Below are 15,777 nucleotides of genomic sequence, written 5' to 3' on the forward strand. Positions count from 1 at the left end.
TCACACCCACGTCCGGGGACGGAAACGGTTTGCCCGCTCCACCAGTTCGATCCTCTCCTCGCCCCGCTGCGCCAGCCGAGCGAGCACGCGGTACGAGCGCTCCAGTCCGAAGCGCAGTCCCCGTTCGTCGAGTTGACTGCCGAGCAGCGAGGTGCCGCCGGGAACGGAACCCCGGCTACCCGACAGTACCCAGTCGAGGGCCGAGCCCAGAACTTCCGTCGTGAGCCGCTCGTGGCACTCCGGATCCAGCCCGAACCGCCGCAGCTCCTCCACCTGCCCGGCGGCCGCCGCCAGGTCGGCCAGCAGGGGCTCCTGCGGGGACCGGTCGCGCAGACGTGCGCGTACGGCGGCCACCCGTGCGGCCGTGTAGTGGATGGAGGCCTCGGGCACCGACTCCAGCGTGTGCACGGCGCCGGCCCGGTCACCGGCGGCGAGCTGGACCCGGGCCAGCCCGAAGGCGGCGCTGACGAACCCGGGGTCGGTGGTCCAGACGAGGCGGTAGTACTCCGCGGCGTTGTCGAGTTGGCCCAGGACCTCGGCGCACAGCGCCAGGGCCAGCTTCGGCGCGGGCTCGCCCGGGAAGGCGTCGTAGATCGCGTCGAAGGACAGGGCCGCGATCTCGTCCTCCCCGGAGGCCAGCGAAGCCACGCCGCGGGCCCACACCACCCGCCAGTCGTCCGGATGGTGCGCCTCCAGCTCCCTCAGGGTGCGGCCGGCCGCGGCCAGTTCGTCCAGCTCCAGCCGGGCCCGCAGCTCCCGCAGCCGCAGCTCGGCCGAATCGGCGGGCGCCGCGCCGAGGGCGCCCAGGAGGTCGGCGGGTGCGGAGGCCAGCAGACCGGTCAGGAAACCGGCGTTGGGGTCGGCCGGGTCCACCAGCGGTACGGGCAGCGCCAGCGCCGTGCCGCGCCGGGCCGCTCCCGCGGGGGATACGGACGCGGACACCGGTGCGGGGGCGCCTCCCGTGCTTCCGGCGGCAGCGGACGGCACCGACGGCACCGACGGCGTCGACAGCACCGGCGGGGCCACGGGCGCGTGCCGCGGTCCCGGCACCGGGGCCCCGGCCACGTGCGTGGCACTGGCCCCGATCTCGGCCGCGCCCGCGGGCAGCGGGGCGCTGCCCGGTGGGCTTCCGTCGCCGGACACCTGCGCCGAGGGACCCGGCGAGCCGAGCACGGCGGGGGCCGTCGCGGCGGCGGTGGCGGCCGGCGCGGCCCGGCGCCCGGGACCGCGCACGGCGAACGGGCCCCGCCGCGGGGCGGGCGGCCGCAGACCCAGACGGGACACCACCGGGTCCGCCGTGTCCGCGAAGAGCTGGGTGTCCGGGACCCGGGTCTCCGGGCCGAACAACGTGGACAGCTGCGGCCGCGGCCGTCCTGTCTGCAGGGCCACGACCTCCCGCAGCACGCCCGTCAGCTGGTCCGCCATCTCCTGCGCGGAGGCGAACCGCCGCCCGGGGTCCGGATCGGTGGCCCTGACGAGCAGCCGGTAGAAGGACTCGTAGCGCCGGAAGACCTCGATGTGCTCGGGGTCGGGCAGCGCGTCCGCGAACACGTTGGTGTAGCCCTGGAAGTCGAAGGTCAGCACGGCCAGGGTGCGCGCCACCGTGTAGAGGTCGGAGGCGACCGACGGGCCCAGCTCGGCGACCTCCGGGGCCTGGTAGCCCACCGTGCCGTAGATGGCCGACTCCTCGTCGTCCATCCGCCGTACCGCGCCCATGTCGATCAGCTTCAGCTGGTCCTGCTGCTGGATCGCGTTGTCGACCTTGAAGTCGCAGTACAGGAGGCCTCTGCTGTGCAGGTGACCGAGCGCTTCCAGCGCCTCGATGCCGTACGCGCAGGCCTGCTCCACCGGCAGCGGATCGCGCCGCCCGTCCGGCCGGCGCCGCTCGTTGGCGATCTCCTTCAGCGATTTTCCGCCCACGTACTCCATGACGATGTACCCGTCCAGCGAGCCCGTCCGCTGGTCCAGGTGCTCCACGAAGTTGTAGATCCGCACGATGTTGGAGTGCTCGATCTCCGCGAGGAAGCGCCGCTCCGATATCGCGGCGGCCATCGCGTCCTCGTCCCCGGTGTCGAGCAGGCCCTTGAGCACCACCCACCGGTCCGACACCGCCCGGTCCACCGCCAGGTACACCCAGCCGAGCCCGCCGTGCGCCAGACAGCCGGCCACCTCGTACTGGCGGTGCACCACCTCGCCCGCGCGCAGCTTGGGCACGAAGGAGTACGGGTGCCCGCACTTGGTGCAGAACCCTTCCGTTCGGCCGGGCCGGTCACCGCGGGCCCGCCCGACCGGCGCCCCGCAGTCGGCGCGCGAGCAGAACCGCTTGCGCTCGGGCACCTCCGGGTTCTCCAGGACCGCCGCCGACGGATCCGGACGCGGCACCTCCGGGACGTTGACCAGCCCGGCCCCGAGCCGGCCGCGCCCCGAGGCCGAGGGCGCCGAGCCCGAACTGCGCACCGACACCGAACGGGTGGAGGCGGGTCCCGACAGGGAGCGCGAGAGCCGCCCGGACACGGAGCGCCGGGACGAGGAGGAGCGGGAGGACCGCGCCGAGGCGGAGGACCGCGCCGAGCCGTGCGACCCCTGCGAGCCCATCGACCCCCGGGACCCGGCCGACCCGGCCGACCCGCCGGAGCCCCGCCCCGCGCCGCGAGCCGCGCTCGTCATCCCCGTCGGCGGCGACACCAGCTCCTGCGCACCCGCCGCGACCGCGCCGACGGGCGCCAGCCCGCAGGTGTCGCAGTAGACCTCGCCGCCGCCCATGTCCTCGTACGCCCCCGGGCAGCCGGGCCGCACGCACGCCGTTCCGATCAGGCTCATGCGCCCTCCTTTCCGGGAACCCCGGTGCCCCGCACCGCCTCCGCCGTGGCCTGCTGGTAGCGCAGGACGGCCTGCTCGGCAGCCCGCAGGTCGCAGGGCGCGCTCCACAGCATCCGCCGGGCCGTGTCGTACCGCTCGATCAGCAGCGGATCCTCCGCCAGCCCGTGCCGGGCCACCTTCGCCTTGTAGGCGTCCAGCCGCCCGCGCAGCTCGGCCCGCACTGCGAGGGGGGCCGTCACCGCGGTCAACGATTCCCGGGCCCGGCGCAGTTCCTCCTCGGCGCGTTCCTCCAGGGACTCCAGCAGCGGGGACAGCCGGTGCCAGCGGGAGTGCCGGCGGTGCTCGGCCGCCGCCGCGAGCTGCTCCTGCAGCACGGTCGGCGGACCGCTCACCGCGGGCACCTCCGACGCGGCGATCTTCGCCAGTACCTCGCCGCGCGCCGTCCGCGCCTCCGCCAGGGTCCGGTCGGCCCGCGAGAGCACGTCCCGCAGGCTGATCAGCCGCTGCTCGGCGTCCTGCCGCACATCCAGCACGGCCTCGACCTCGCGGCGTACGTCCTCCAGCGCGAGCGCGGCGCGGTCGTAGCGCCCGGTGTCCGGACGCCCGCCGCCCGGCACCGAACTCCCGGCGGCCGGAACCCAGAACGCCAGCGGATCCGAGATGACCTCCGCCCGCAGCGCCGCCAGCTCGGCGGTGATGGCCTCCAGGTCGTCGCCCGAAGGGTGCTCGCCCGGACGCACCCCCACCGAGTGCGCCAGGGAGCGGGTGCGGTGCAGCTCGGCGGCGAGCAGGTCGATCCGGGCAGGCAGTGCCGACCACACCGCGTCGGCGGCGACCACCACGTCCAGGGAGCGCGCGTACAGCGCGTTCATCCGGGACACCAGTTCGGCGAGCGAGAACCGCTCCGCCAGCCCGGCGCCCTCCACCGCGGCGCCCGCGATCAGCACCCCGGGCCCGCGCAGCCGCTCGGTCAGCTCGACCAGGTCGTCGCGGTTCGGCCAGCGCCGCCGCTCGCGGATCTCCCGGGCGGCGGCCAGCGCCCCGCTGTAGGCGTCGAAGTACGTCCACAGCCGGGTGATGTCCGCGTTGGCGGCCGCCCACCGCTCCTTGGTGACCCCCGTCAGCGAGGCACCCTCCAGCAGCCGGCGCCCGGCGTGGTCCTGGAGGGCCAGCAGCGAGGTCTCGACGGCCTCGTGCTCCGCGACCAGCCGGGCCAGGGCGCGGTCGACTCCGTCCCGGTCCATCACTGCCGACGACCACGACTCCAACGACTGTGCCTCCGCTTCCGTGTCCGACTCCGTGCCCGCCACCGGCCTCAGCCGTCCCGGTACTTGGGTGCGGGCGGCGCCGTCACGCCGGGCAGTACGGGTTGCAGGTGCTTGAGGTACGACTTCATCCACGGGCTGTCATTGCCGCCCGAACGGTACTCCTCCAGCACCTTGTTGACCCGGCGCACCAGGTCGGAGGCGTCCTTGTTCATCGCCACGCCGTAGAACTCGCGGGTGAACGGCGAGCCGACCAGCCGCACCGACGGGTCCTGCGCCGCCTGCCCGGCCGCGAGGGCGTTGTCCGTGACGATGCCGTCCACCTCGCCCAGCTGCAGGCGGACCAGGCAGTCCAGCTGGTTGGGCACGGTGACCGGCACGGAGCCGTACGACTGGGCCCTCAGGGTGGCCTCGGCCGTGGAGCCCGCGGCGAAGCAGATCCGCTTGTCCTTCAGCGAGGTGTCGTACCCGGTGATCGGCGAGCCCTTGGGGGCCAGCACCTGCTGCCCGGCCTCGAAGTAGGCCGTCGAGAAGGCGACCTCCTCCAGCCGCTTGCAGTTGATGGTCATGGTCCGCACGACGATGTCGACGCGGCCCTCCTGGAGTGCCGGGATGCGCTGGCTGGTCGGGATGGCCCGGTAGATGACCGCGTTCGGATCGCCCAGGATGTCCTGGGCTATCGCCTTCACCAGGTCGATGTCGAAGCCGTCGAGCCGGCTGCCCTCCTCGGCCTGGTTGCGGTAGCCCCAGCGGAAGCTGTTCTGGTCCACGCCCGCGACGAGCTTGCCCGCCGCCTTGATCCGCGCGATCGCCGGCCCGTCCAGACCGGACGGGCGCAGGCTCGCCTCCGGGTCCTGGCAGGTGTCGGCGGGCCCGCCGGGGGCGGCCGGGGCCGCCGCCATGGCCGCGGGCCGGCCGGCCGGCGCCGCACCCCCGCCGTCCGGAGTGGCCCGGGCCAGCGGCAGCAGCACGGTCGCGGCGGTCACCGCGCACGCCACGGCCATCGCGCTCACCCCGCCCCAGCCGCGCAGCCGGCCGGCCGGCCGCCGCGGCCCGGACGGCGCGCCCGGGTGGTTCCCGCCGCCTTCGCAGCCCTCGGAAGCCCGCATCGCTCGTGTCCGCATCGCTCTCACCTGTACTCCGAAAGCCTGCGCCCGATGCCGAGCAGCGCCGCCGCCGCGCCGGCCACGACGAGCACCGCCGTCCCGGTCAGCAGGCCGCCCAGCGCGCCCAGCCCGTCCCGGGCCGCCCGGGTGAACTCCCGCTGCTCGTGGGCCACCGCCTGCTCCAGGGAGGCGTCCACCGTGTCGAACGCGGCCCCGCTGCTGTCCTTGTGGTCCTTGTCCCCGACGACCTGGGCCAGTGCGGTCTCGTAGTCGCCCTTCAAGTCCGCCTCCCGGGCCGCCGCGTGCCGCTGCTTCCACAGGTGCACGCCGTCCGCGGCACGGACCACGGGCGCCCGGCCGGCCTCGTCGTCCGCCAGCCGCAGCGCGGTCGCCAGCCCGGCGTCCAGTTCCTTCATGTTGGTCGTGAAGTCCACGTCGTACTTGTCGGACTTGGTGTCCGCGGCCAGGACGGCGCCGCGCGCGATCAGCGTCAGGTTCTCGCCGGCCCGGGCCTGCAGGGAGGCGATCCGCGCGTCGTTGAGCACCTTCAGGGACTCCTGGCCCTGCGTGCGGGCCTCGCTCAGCGACGCCCGCGCCACCGTGTGCCCCACGGCCAGCCACAGCAGCACCACCACGGACGCGGCCGTCGCCGCCAGCAGTCCGTGGTTGAAGACCCGGTTCGTACGCCGGTAGTTGCGGCGCTGCGCCCATACCAGGGCGGCCAGCGCCACCAGGCCTGCGGCGAGCGAGGCCAGCGGCCAGGACCGGGAGTCGTCGTAGTCCGCGTAGAGCCGGCCCGTCTCCGCCTCGTAGAGCCGCTGCGCGGCGGGCAGCAGCTGGGTGGTCATCTGCTCGTTCGCATAGCGGAGGTAGGCGCCGCCCAGCGGCAGGCCCTGCCGGTTTGCGGCCCGGGCCTGCTCGATGAGCCCGGTGTACCGCGGCAGCTGCTCGCTCAGCAGGGTGATCTGGGCGCGGGAGTCCTGGTTGCCGCCGGTGTTGGCGGCCGCGCTGACCAGCAGCCGGGAAGCGTTGGCGATGTCCTTCTCGTACCGCAGGCGGACCTCGCGCTCCTCCTTGGCACCCAGCAGGAAGCCGCTGGAGGAGGCCGTGTCGGCGTCCGCGAGGGAGCGGTAGATGCTCGCCGCGTCCGCGCTCAGCGGCTGGCTGCGGCCCACGACGTCCTCGGCGGCGCTGCTCCGGCCGGAGACCTCCCAGAGCCCCACCGCGCCGAACAGCACGATCAGGGCGGCCAGGGCGGCGCCGATGATCCGCAGCCGGCCGGGCTCGGTGGTCGCCGCTCGGCGCAGCTCCTCCACGCCCTCGGCCCAGGCGGTTCTGCGCCCCGGCGGTGCACCGGGCGGCGCCGCCGGCGCCCCGGCGGGCAGCACGGAGCCGCCCCCGGGCGCGGGCGCGCGTGATGTGACGGCCACCGTGACCTCCCCCTTGGTCCTTGCTCCGCAGCAGTATGGCCGCATCGACGGCCGGCCACACCACCCGGTGCCGGATCTCGGGTGACGTGACCCGGGGCCGCCCCCGACGGCCCTTCAACGTCAATACGTCCGTACCACCGCCACGGTTCCAGGCCGGCGGCCCCCGGGGGCCGGTTCACCCGAAATGGGCACGGAGTTTTCCGTGGGCGGCCTCCGGGGTCCCGAGCGCATCCAGCCCCAGCAGTCCGGCCCCCAGGACCGGGGGAGCCGTGACCACCGACACCCGGGCGTAGGGCGCCCGCTCGGCGAGGCCCGCCGCGATCCGGTCGGCCAGCTGCGGATGCCGGGCGGCCAGCACACTGCCGCCCAGGACCACCGGGGCCTCCCGGCCGAGCAGCTCCAGGCGGGTCAGGGCCACCACGGCCATGGCCACGACCTCGTCCGCCTGGCGGTGCACCAGCGACACGGCCACCGGGTCCCCGGCGGCGGCCACCGCGAACAGCAGCGGCGCCACCTCGTGCCGCCGCTCGGCCGGGATCCGGCCCAGGTGCAGCGACTCGACCAGCGCGTACACGGAGTCCTCACCGAAGTGCGCCGGCAGGGCCCGGGCCAGCTCGGTCGGCTCGCCCCGCCCGTCCTCGGCCCGGGCCGCCCACCACAGGGCCTCCTCGGCCAGTCCGCCCCCGCCGCCCCAGTCGCCGGAGATCCGGCCGACCGCGGGGAAGCGCGCCGTCCGCCCGTCCGGGGTCATCCCGACGCAGTTGATGCCGGCCCCGCACACCACCGCGACGCCGCGCGGCTCGCTGCCCGCGGGCAGTCCGGCGCGCAGCAGCGCGAAGGTGTCGTTGTGCACCGCCGTGGAACGGCCCCAGTTCCGGCCCCGGATCTCGGCCGCCAGCACCCGCTCCTCCACCGGGAAATCGGCGTTGGCCAGACAGGCCGACACGTGCTCGGCGCACGGCCCGTCCGGCGAGCGGGGGTCCAGCCCCGCGTCGGCCAGCGCCTCGGCCAGGACGTCGACGGCCTCGGCCACCCCCGTGCGGAACGGCTGGAAGCCCCCGGCCTGACCGGAGCACAGCACCGAGCCGTCCGGGCCGACGAGGGCCACGTCCGTCTTGCTGTTCCCGGCGTCGACGGCCAGCACCGCCGCGGGCCCCGGCCGGGTCACGCCCATGCCAAGTGCTCCTTGTTGTGCGCGAGGAGCCGGTCCGTCAGCCCCTCGGCACGGTCGATCTGCCCGACCAGCGGGTGCGCCAGCAGCGCACGGAAGACGCGCTCGCGGCCGCCGCGCAGCGCCGCGTCCAGCGCGAGGTCCTCGTACGCCGTCACGTGCGAGACGAGCCCGGCGTACAGCGGGTCCAGCGCGGGCACCGCCAGCGGCCGCGGGCCCGCGCCGTCGACGCGTGCCTGTACCTCGACGACCGCGTCGTCCGGCAGGAAGGGCAGGGTGCCGTTGTTGAGGGTGTTGACCACCTGGACGGCCGGGCCGCCGCCGCCCCCGCCGCTCCCGCCCCCGCCACCGCTCCCGCCGCCCAGGAGCGAGGCCGCCAGGTCCACGGCCGCCTCCGAGTAGAAGGCCCCGCCGCGCTCGGCCAGCAGCGCGGGCTTCTCGGCCAGCGCGGGGTCCCCGTACAGCGCGAGCAGTTCGCGCTCCATCGCGGCGACCTCCGCCGCCCGCGAGGGCTTGACCGCCAGCTCGCGCACGGCCTCGTCGTGCGCGTAGAAGTAGCGCAGGTAATACGACGGTACGACGCCCAGCCGGTCCAGTACCGCCCGCGGCAGGCGGATGTCCTGCGCGACGGCCTCCCCGTGCTCGGCGAGCAGCCGCGGCAGCAGGTCCTCGCCGTCGGGGCCGCCCCGGCGCACCCCCAGCTCCCAGGTGAGGTGGTTGAGCCCCACGTGGTCCAGGTGGATGTCGGCGGGTGCCAGGTCCAGCAGGGCCGCGAACTTCCGCTGGAAGCCGATCGCGACGTTGCACAGGCCGACGGCCTTGTGACCGGCCCGCAGCAGGGCCCGGGTGACGATGCCGACCGGGTTGGTGAAGTCGATGATCCAGGCGTCGGGGCTGGCCCGGCGGACCCGCTCGGCGATGTCGAGGACGACCGGGACGGTGCGCAGCGCCTTGGCGAGCCCGCCGGCGCCCGTGGTCTCCTGCCCGACGCAGCCGCACTCCAGCGGCCAGGTCTCGTCCCGGAGCCGGGCGGCCTGGCCGCCGACGCGCAGCTGGAGCAGGACGGCGTCGGCGCCCTCCACCCCGGCGTCGAGGTCGGAGGTGGTGGTGATCAGCCCCGGGTGGCCCTGCCGGGCGAAGATGCGCCGGGCCAGGCCGCCGACCAGCTCGAGCCGTTCGGCGGCGGGGTCGATCAGCACCAGCTCGCTGACGGGCAGGGTGTCGCGCAGCCGCGCGAAGCCGTCGATCAGCTCGGGGGTGTAGGTGGAACCGCCACCCACCACTGCGAGTTTCATGCCTAGCCTTTCACTCCGGTCAGGGTGACGCCCTCGACGAACGCCTTCTGGGCGAAGAAGAAGAGGACGATCACCGGGGCCATGACCATCACGGTCGCGGCCATGGTCAGGTTCCAGTCGGTGTGGTGCGCTCCCTTGAAGGACTCCAGCCCGTAACTGAGGGTCCAGGCGCCCGGGTTGTCGGAGGCGTAGATCTGCGGGCCGAAGTAGTCGTTCCACAGGGCGAAGAACGAGAACAGGGCGACCGCGGCTATGCCCGGCTTCGCCATCGGCAGGACGACCCGCAGCAGCGCGCGCAGCTCCCCGCAGCCGTCGACCCGGGCCGCGTCCAGGTACTCGTCGGGGATGGTCAGCAGGAACTGCCGGAGCAGGAAGATGGAGAAGGCGTCGCCGAAGGCCAGCGGGATGATCAGCGGCCACAGGGTGCCGGAGAGGTCCAGCTGCCGGGCCCAGAAGAGGTACATCGGGATGATCACGACCTGGGGCGGCAGCATCATCATGGCGATGACCAGCAGCATCGCCAGCCGCTGTCCGCGGAAGCGGAACGTGGCGAGCGCGTACGCCACCGGGATCGAGGACGCCACGGTCAGCAGCGTGCCGAGTCCCGCGTACAGCAGGGTGTTGCGCCACCAGGTCAGGAAGCCCGGGGTGTTCCACACCCTCGCGTAGTTCTCCCAGACCCAGGTGCCGGGCACCAGGTCGCGGGTGAGCGCCTGCTGATCGGTCATCAGCGAGGTCAGGAAGACGAAGACGAAGGGCAGGACGAAGAACAGCGCGGCGGCGATCGCGAGCGAGTGCACGGCGATCCACTGGAGCAGGGCCGTGCGCCGGTGCGCGGGCGTCATCGGGGCCCACCTCCGATCAGGCCGCCGCGGCGGCGCATCAACAGGGCCGTGAAGGCCATGCAGAGGGTGAACAGGACGAGGGCGAGCACGCAGGCGGTGCCGTAGTCGAAGCGCTGGAAGCCGGTGTGGTAGACGATCTGGGGGAGGGTGAGCGTGGACTTGTCGGGGTAGCCCGGCTCGAACTGCTGTCCGGAGCCGCCGATCACCCCGGCCGCCACCTTCCCGGCGACCAGCGGCTGGGTGTAGTACTGCATCGCCTGGATCACGCCGGTCACCACGGCGAACAGGATGATCGGCGAGATGTTCGGCAGGGTGATGTGGCGAAACCGCTGCCATGCCCCGGCGCCGTCCAGCTCGGCCGCCTCGTACTGCTCCTTCGGTACGTCGAGCAGCGCGGCCATGAAGATCACCATCAGGTCGCCGACGCCCCACACCGCGAGCAGGGTCAGTGCGGGCTTGGACCAGTCGGCGTCGGTGAACCAGCCGGGCTGCGGCAGGCCCACTCCGTCCAGCAGGGTGTTGACCGGGCCGGTCCCGGGGTTCAGCAGGAACACGAACGACAGGGTGGCGGCGACCGGCGGGGCCAGGTAGGGCAGGTAGAAGAGGGTGCGGAAGATCCCGGTCCCCGTCTCGACCTTCGTGATGAGCATGCCGATGCCCAGCCCGAAGACGACCCGGCAGGCCACCACCACCCCGACCAGCCACAGCGTGTTCCGCATCGCCGGCCAGAACAGCGGGTACTGCGTGAACACGTACGTCCAGTTGTCCGGGCCGTTGAAGACGGGCGGCCGGAAGCCGTCGTACCGCATGAAGGAGAAGTACACGGTGGACAGGAGCGGGTAGGCGAAGAAGACGGCGAACCCGATCAGCCAGGGCGACAGGAACAACGCCGTGCGCAGCGCCGCCCTCCTGCGTTTCGTGCGCAGCGTGTGCGTGGTCATCGGCGGTTACTTCGCCTTCGCGATGTCCGTGTCGATCTGCGCGTCCGTCGCGGCGAGGGCGGCGGACAGGTCGCCGACCGCGCCCTTCTCGTGCCGGTAGGCCAGGTCGGTGAAGGTCAGCTGGTAGGTGCCGCCGTCCGCCTGCGGCGGGGTGGTGGTCGACTTCGGGTGCCGCGCGATGTCGAGGAAGGTCTTGAAGTTCTCGTCCACCTGCAGGTCCGGCGAGGCCAGCGCCTCGAGGGTGGAGGGCACGTTGTGGATGGCGTTGGCGAAGGCGACCACCGCCCCGGTGTCGGTGGTCATGTACTTCACCAGCTCCCAGGAGGCGTTCTGCTTCCTGCTGCCCGCGGCGATGCCCAGGATCGTGCCGGAGACGTAGCCCTTGCCGTAGTCGGCGAGCCGGTCGTCGGGGACGGGCAGCGGTGCGGTGCCGATGGCAAAGGGCACGCCCGCTTCCCCGGCCATGTTCGCCCGCCACTCGCCGTCGATCTGCATGGCGACCTGGCCCTTGTGGAAGGGGTGCTCGGCGCCCCATTCGTCACCGAAGGAGGCCCGGAACCTCTCCAGCTTCTCGTACCCGCCGAGCTTCTCCACCAGGTCCTTCTGCGCGGTCAGCATCTTCGCGAAGGCCGGGTCCTTGGCCAGGTTGGACTTGCCCTCGGGGGTGAAGTAGGTCGCGTCCCACTGCGCGGCCAGCCGCATCGGGGTGGTCTCGTAGCCGTGGAAGGTGGGCATGATGCCGACCTGCTCGTACGAGTCGCCCTTGCTCTTGGTGAGCTTCTGCGCGGCCTCGACGAACTCGGTCCAGGTCCGGGGCGGAGCCGTGATGCCGGCGGCCGCGAAGGCGTCCTTGTTGTAGACCAGCCCGTAGGCGTCGTTGAGCAGGGGCAGCGTGCACTGGTTGCCCTCGAACGAGGTGTAGTTCAGCAGGGGCTGCGGGAAGACCTTCGCCTTGTCGACCTTCGACTTCTCCAGGAAGGGGTTCAGGTCGGCGAAGGCGCCCGAGTTGCAGAACGTGCCCACGCTGTCGGTGGTGAAGGAGGACACCACGTCCGGGGCCTTGTCGCCGCCCGCCCGCAGCGACTGGTTGATCTTGTCGTCGGTCATGTTGCCGGTGACCTTGACCTTGATGTTCGGGTGCGCCGCCTCGAACCGCCTGATGTTGTCCTCGATGGCCTTGACCTCGCCCGGCGCGGACCAGCCGTGCCAGAAGGCGATGGTGACGTCCTTGGTGGGGTCGTCGCCCGCCGCGCTCTGGGCGGAGCCGGTACACGCGGTGGCGAGCAGGGATATGGCCGTGAGGGCGGCGGCGGTCGCGGCTGCGGTGGTCGGGCGGGAGGTTCCGGGCATGGCGATGTCACTCTCTGCGCGGGGGGACTTCCTCGGAGGTGTGCAGAAGGGGCGAACGGTGGAATGGAACGGCCGTGGGGGGCAGGGCCAGGTGCGCGGGGCGCGGCGGGGAGCGGTGGTCCGGTGGTGCGGTCCGGTGGTGCGGTCCGGTGGTGCGGTCCGGTGGTGCGAGGGGGCGGCGGAGGGCGGTTCAGCGGGTGGTGTCGAAGACCTCTTCGCGGGTGGTCGCCAGCGCGCTCTCCAGCGCGCCGCGCAGCACCGGGCGCTCCGGTACCCCGCCGGAGACCAGCCGGGGCCGGGACGGGGCCAGTTCGGCGAGCTCGGACTCCAGCAGGCCGCGCAGCGGGTCGCCGCCCGCCGCGATCACGGCCCCGGAGAGCACCACGATCTCCGGGTCCAGCACGGCGACCAGTGAGGCGAGACCGGTGGCCAGCAGGGTGGCGTACGACTGGAGGAAGCGCAGGTTCGCCCCCTCGGGCGCGGCCGCGGCCCGCCCCAGCAGGGCCACGGCGGCGGCCACCTCCTCGCTGTGCACGTGCTCGGGCGCCGTCGACGGGGCGGCCTCGACGCCCAGCTCCGCGGCGAGACCGGGCAGCACCTGGGTTCCGGCCAGCTCCTGGTAGCCGCCGGTGTTGGCCCGGGCGACCTGCCGCACCAGCGGGTGCCCCGGTACGGGCAGGAAGCCCACCTCGCCCGCCCCGCCGGTCCAGCCGCGGTGCAGCCGCCCGCCGAGCACCAGGGCGGCGCCCAGGCCCTCCTCGTTCCACAGCAGGACGAAGTCCTGGTGGCCGCGTGCCGCGCCCAGGCGCTGTTCGGCGACGGCGGCGAGGTTGACGTCGTTCTCGTACTCGACGGGCATCGGCAGGGCCGCGGCCAGTTCTTCGAGGAGCGTGGGGGAGTGCCAGCCGGGGAGGTGGCTGGCGTAGCGCAGCCGGCCGGTCTGCGGGTCGAAGGCGCCCGGCGTGGCGATCACGACCCGGTGCAGGTCGGAGCGGTGCAGGCCGGCGTCCTTGACGGCTCCGCCGAGGGCTTCGGTGACCTGCTCGACGGCGTCCTTGCCCGGGGAGTACGGGACCTCGTGGGTGCCGGTCACCGTTCCGGTGAGGTCGGCGACCGCGGCCAGTACGCGGCCCGGGGTGACGTCGAGGCCGCCGACGTACGCGGCCCGCGGGTTGACCTCGTAGAGCTGGGCGTTCGGGCCGGGACGGCCGCCGTCGGTGCCGGTGGCCACGACGAGCCCGGCGGCTTCCAGCCGGGCCAGGAGCTGGGAGGCGGTGGGCTTGGACAGCCCCGTCAGATGTCCGATCCGGGTCCGCGACAGCGGTCCGTGCGTCAGCAGCAGCTCGAGCGCGGCCCGGTCGTTCATGGCGCGCAGCAGGCTGGGTGTTCCGGGCGTGGCGGCGGGCATGATGCTGACTCTCTCTTCTGACCGAGGTGACTGTTAGGTAAGTTTCCTATTGAGGTTCCGGCCGTGTCAATGCCGCTGCCCCGCAGGCTGTGGCACGGCACGAACCTGCGGGGCAGCGGCATGGGGCGCGAAGGCGGCTACTTGGTGATGCGGGGGCCGCCGGGGGAGGCCGGCGGCGGGATCGGCGCGGTGGCCAGGGACTGCGGGGAGGCCGGGTTCGACAGCGCGGACGGTGCGGCGACCGCGGCGGCGGGGTCCGCGGCCTCCTCCTCGTCCTCGCCCGCCGGCAGGCCGCCGATGATCCGGATGCCCGCGGCGTCGAAGGCCTCCTTGATCCGCCAGCGCAGCTCGCGCTCCACGGCGAACTGCTTGCCGGGCATCGTCTTCGCCGACACCTTCACCGTCATCGAGGCGAGCAGCACCTCGTCCAGACCCAGCACCTCCACCGGGCCCCACAGGCGCTCGTCCCACGGGGACTCCTTCGCCACGGTGTCGGCGACCTCCTGGACCACCTCGCGGATCCGGGGCAGGCTCTCCGACGGCTTGACCTGGACGTCCACGGTCGCGGTGGCCCAGCCCTGGCTCAGGTTGCCGATCCGCTTGATCTCGCCGTTGCGGACGTACCAGATCTCGCCGTTGTCCCCGCGCAGCTTGGTCACCCGCAGGCCGACCTCGATCACCTCGCCCGAGGCCACCCCGGCGTCGATCTTGTCCCCGACGCCGTACTGGTCCTCCATGATCATGAACACGCCGGACAGGAAGTCCGTCACCAGGTTCCGGGCGCCGAAACCGATCGCCACACCGGCCACACCGGCACTCGCCAGCAGCGGCGCCAGGTCGATCTTCAGCGCGGCCAGCACCATCAGCGCTGCCGTTCCGAGGATCAGGAACGAGGCCACCGACCGCAGGACGGAGCCGATCGCCTCCGAACGCTGGCGGCGCCGCTCGGCGTTGACCAGCAGCCCGCCGAGCGCGGTGCCCTCCACCGCCTCGGCGCTGGTGTTCATCCGGTTTATCAGCTTGGTCAACGCCTTGCGGACCACCGACCGCAGGGCCGCCGCGATGACGCAGATCAGAAGGATGCGCAGGCCGATGCTCAGCCAGGTGGTCCAGTTCTCCTCGATGAAGCTCGCGGCCTCGGTGACGCTCTCGTGCGTCTCCTTGAGGGTCGTGGACGCGTCCGGGGTGTTGGATGCCAGGGGCAGCAGGGTGGCAGGCCAGGGCACGGCGGAAAACCTCCAGATGTAGCGGTCTGCCCGCCGGGGGTCCCCCGGACGGAGTCCCGGGGCGGATATGCGGACAGACCAACCACACTAACGGGGCATTACCTTCACCCCGACGCAGTGTTCGAGGGAGAGACCAGGCTCACCTGGGGATGACGTGGGTGTGGTTGAAAACACCTCGGACCCGTTACGGGCGCGTGGTGGCGCTTCGACCAGCCATAAGGAGAGACTGGAGAGCAGATCGTCCCGGCGCGAGCCACGCGCCGCCGACGTACAAGGAGGCAGTCCGTGCCGCACGTCCTGGTCCTCAACGCGTCGTACGAGCCCCTCGGCGTCGTACCGCTCCGCCGCGCGCTCGTCCTCGTCCTGGAGAACAAAGCGGTCTCCCTGGAGGAATCCGGCGCCTATCTGCACAGCGCGACCAGAGTCGTCCCCGCGCCCAGCGTGGTCCGGCTCAAGCGTTTCGTGCGGGTCCCCTACCGGGGGCCCGTTCCGCTCACCCGGCGCGCCCTGTTCGCCCGGGACGGCGGCCGCTGCATGTACTGCGGTGCCGTCGCCACCAGCGTCGACCACGTCATCCCGCGCAGCCGGGGCGGTCAGCACGCGTGGGACAACGTCGTCGCCGCCTGCCGCCGGTGCAACCACGTGAAGGCCGACCGGCACCTGGTCGACCTCGGCTGGCGCCTGCGCCACCAGCCGGCTCCGCCGTCCGGACTGGCCTGGCGGATCATCGGGACGGGGCACCGGGATCCGCGCTGGATGCCGTACCTCCAGCCGTACGGGGCCGAGGACGCGCTGGAGCGCATCGGGGTCGCGGCCTCCTGACCCCGCGGCCCGTCCTGCCGGGGGCTCCGCCCCCGGACCCCCGCCTCCCATGCCGGCGGGGCCGAAGGACCGGGCCGGAGCGCCGGCAGCGGCGGCGT

The 15,777-nt window shown here is 73.4% G+C and carries 12 protein-coding genes; 1 reads left to right on the forward strand and 11 read right to left on the reverse strand.

Annotated elements, in window-relative coordinates:
• From AB0D44_RS26975 to AB0D44_RS27025, 11 genes are all read right to left on the reverse strand, one after another.
• Positions 1-2,820 carry a tetratricopeptide repeat protein gene (locus AB0D44_RS26975; RefSeq protein ID WP_362595543.1) on the reverse strand — a complete coding sequence of 940 codons (2,820 nt, stop codon included), beginning with the start codon at positions 2,818-2,820 and terminating at the stop codon, positions 1-3.
• The gene (locus AB0D44_RS26980; RefSeq protein WP_362595545.1) at positions 2,817-4,064 is read right to left on the reverse strand and encodes a hypothetical protein; all 1,248 of its coding nucleotides are present in this window, start codon (positions 4,062-4,064) and stop codon (positions 2,817-2,819) included. The genes AB0D44_RS26975 and AB0D44_RS26980 overlap by 4 nt, the downstream gene beginning before the upstream one ends.
• 71 nt (positions 4,065-4,135) lie before the next feature.
• Positions 4,136-5,089 (reverse strand): glutamate ABC transporter substrate-binding protein, encoded by a 954-nt coding sequence (locus AB0D44_RS26985; protein WP_362595581.1) that lies wholly within the window; start codon positions 5,087-5,089, stop codon positions 4,136-4,138.
• 125 nt (positions 5,090-5,214) lie between these two features.
• On the reverse strand, positions 5,215-6,621 hold the full coding sequence (locus tag AB0D44_RS26990) for a hypothetical protein (protein WP_362595547.1): 1,407 nt from the start codon (positions 6,619-6,621) through the stop codon (positions 5,215-5,217).
• Between the two features lie 175 nt (positions 6,622-6,796).
• Positions 6,797-7,795 carry a BadF/BadG/BcrA/BcrD ATPase family protein gene (locus tag AB0D44_RS26995; protein WP_362595549.1) on the reverse strand — a complete coding sequence of 333 codons (999 nt, stop codon included), beginning with the start codon at positions 7,793-7,795 and terminating at the stop codon, positions 6,797-6,799.
• Positions 7,786-9,087 carry a 6-phospho-beta-glucosidase gene (locus tag AB0D44_RS27000; protein WP_362595551.1) on the reverse strand — a complete coding sequence of 434 codons (1,302 nt, stop codon included), beginning with the start codon at positions 9,085-9,087 and terminating at the stop codon, positions 7,786-7,788. Before AB0D44_RS27000 ends, AB0D44_RS26995 begins: the two co-directional genes overlap by 10 nt.
• Before the next feature lie 2 nt (positions 9,088-9,089).
• On the reverse strand, positions 9,090-9,932 hold the full coding sequence (locus AB0D44_RS27005; RefSeq protein ID WP_362595553.1) for a carbohydrate ABC transporter permease: 843 nt from the start codon (positions 9,930-9,932) through the stop codon (positions 9,090-9,092).
• Positions 9,929-10,873, reverse strand: coding sequence for a sugar ABC transporter permease (locus tag AB0D44_RS27010; RefSeq protein ID WP_362595555.1), 945 nt, complete (start codon positions 10,871-10,873; stop codon positions 9,929-9,931). The genes AB0D44_RS27005 and AB0D44_RS27010 overlap by 4 nt, the downstream gene beginning before the upstream one ends.
• A 6-nt stretch (positions 10,874-10,879) precedes the next feature.
• Entirely contained in the window at positions 10,880-12,223 is a 1,344-nt protein-coding gene (locus tag AB0D44_RS27015) for an ABC transporter substrate-binding protein (RefSeq protein WP_362595557.1), read from the reverse strand.
• Positions 12,224-12,413: 190 nt separating this feature from the next.
• Positions 12,414-13,631 carry an ROK family transcriptional regulator gene (locus AB0D44_RS27020; RefSeq protein WP_362595559.1) on the reverse strand — a complete coding sequence of 406 codons (1,218 nt, stop codon included), beginning with the start codon at positions 13,629-13,631 and terminating at the stop codon, positions 12,414-12,416.
• 137 nt (positions 13,632-13,768) lie between these two features.
• Positions 13,769-14,857 carry a mechanosensitive ion channel family protein gene (locus AB0D44_RS27025; protein WP_362595561.1) on the reverse strand — a complete coding sequence of 363 codons (1,089 nt, stop codon included), beginning with the start codon at positions 14,855-14,857 and terminating at the stop codon, positions 13,769-13,771.
• Between the two features lie 285 nt (positions 14,858-15,142).
• Between AB0D44_RS27025 and AB0D44_RS27030 the strand changes: the two genes are divergently transcribed.
• Positions 15,143-15,679 carry an HNH endonuclease gene (locus tag AB0D44_RS27030; protein ID WP_362595563.1) on the forward strand — a complete coding sequence of 179 codons (537 nt, stop codon included), beginning with the start codon at positions 15,143-15,145 and terminating at the stop codon, positions 15,677-15,679.
• The last annotated feature ends 98 nt before the right edge of the window (positions 15,680-15,777 follow it).

This window comes from Streptomyces sp. NPDC048349 (assembly GCF_040651925.1).
Lineage (GTDB): Bacteria > Actinomycetota > Actinomycetes > Streptomycetales > Streptomycetaceae > Streptomyces.

Bases quoted from the DNA above. Each gene is read 5' to 3' on its own strand.
- AB0D44_RS26975 (WP_362595543.1), bottom strand. From the start codon at position 2,820: ATGAGCCTGATCGGAACGGCGTGCGTGCGGCCCGGCTGCCCGGGGGCG.
- AB0D44_RS26980 (WP_362595545.1), bottom strand. From the start codon at position 4,064: ATGGACCGGGACGGAGTCGACCGCGCCCTGGCCCGGCTGGTCGCGGAG.
- AB0D44_RS26985 (WP_362595581.1), bottom strand. From the start codon at position 5,089: ATGGCCGTGGCGTGCGCGGTGACCGCCGCGACCGTGCTGCTGCCGCTG.
- AB0D44_RS26995 (WP_362595549.1), bottom strand. From the start codon at position 7,795: ATGGGCGTGACCCGGCCGGGGCCCGCGGCGGTGCTGGCCGTCGACGCC.
- AB0D44_RS27000 (WP_362595551.1), bottom strand. From the start codon at position 9,087: ATGAAACTCGCAGTGGTGGGTGGCGGTTCCACCTACACCCCCGAGCTG.
- AB0D44_RS27005 (WP_362595553.1), bottom strand. From the start codon at position 9,932: ATGACGCCCGCGCACCGGCGCACGGCCCTGCTCCAGTGGATCGCCGTG.
- AB0D44_RS27010 (WP_362595555.1), bottom strand. From the start codon at position 10,873: ATGACCACGCACACGCTGCGCACGAAACGCAGGAGGGCGGCGCTGCGC.
- AB0D44_RS27015 (WP_362595557.1), bottom strand. From the start codon at position 12,223: ATGCCCGGAACCTCCCGCCCGACCACCGCAGCCGCGACCGCCGCCGCC.
- AB0D44_RS27020 (WP_362595559.1), bottom strand. From the start codon at position 13,631: ATGCCCGCCGCCACGCCCGGAACACCCAGCCTGCTGCGCGCCATGAAC.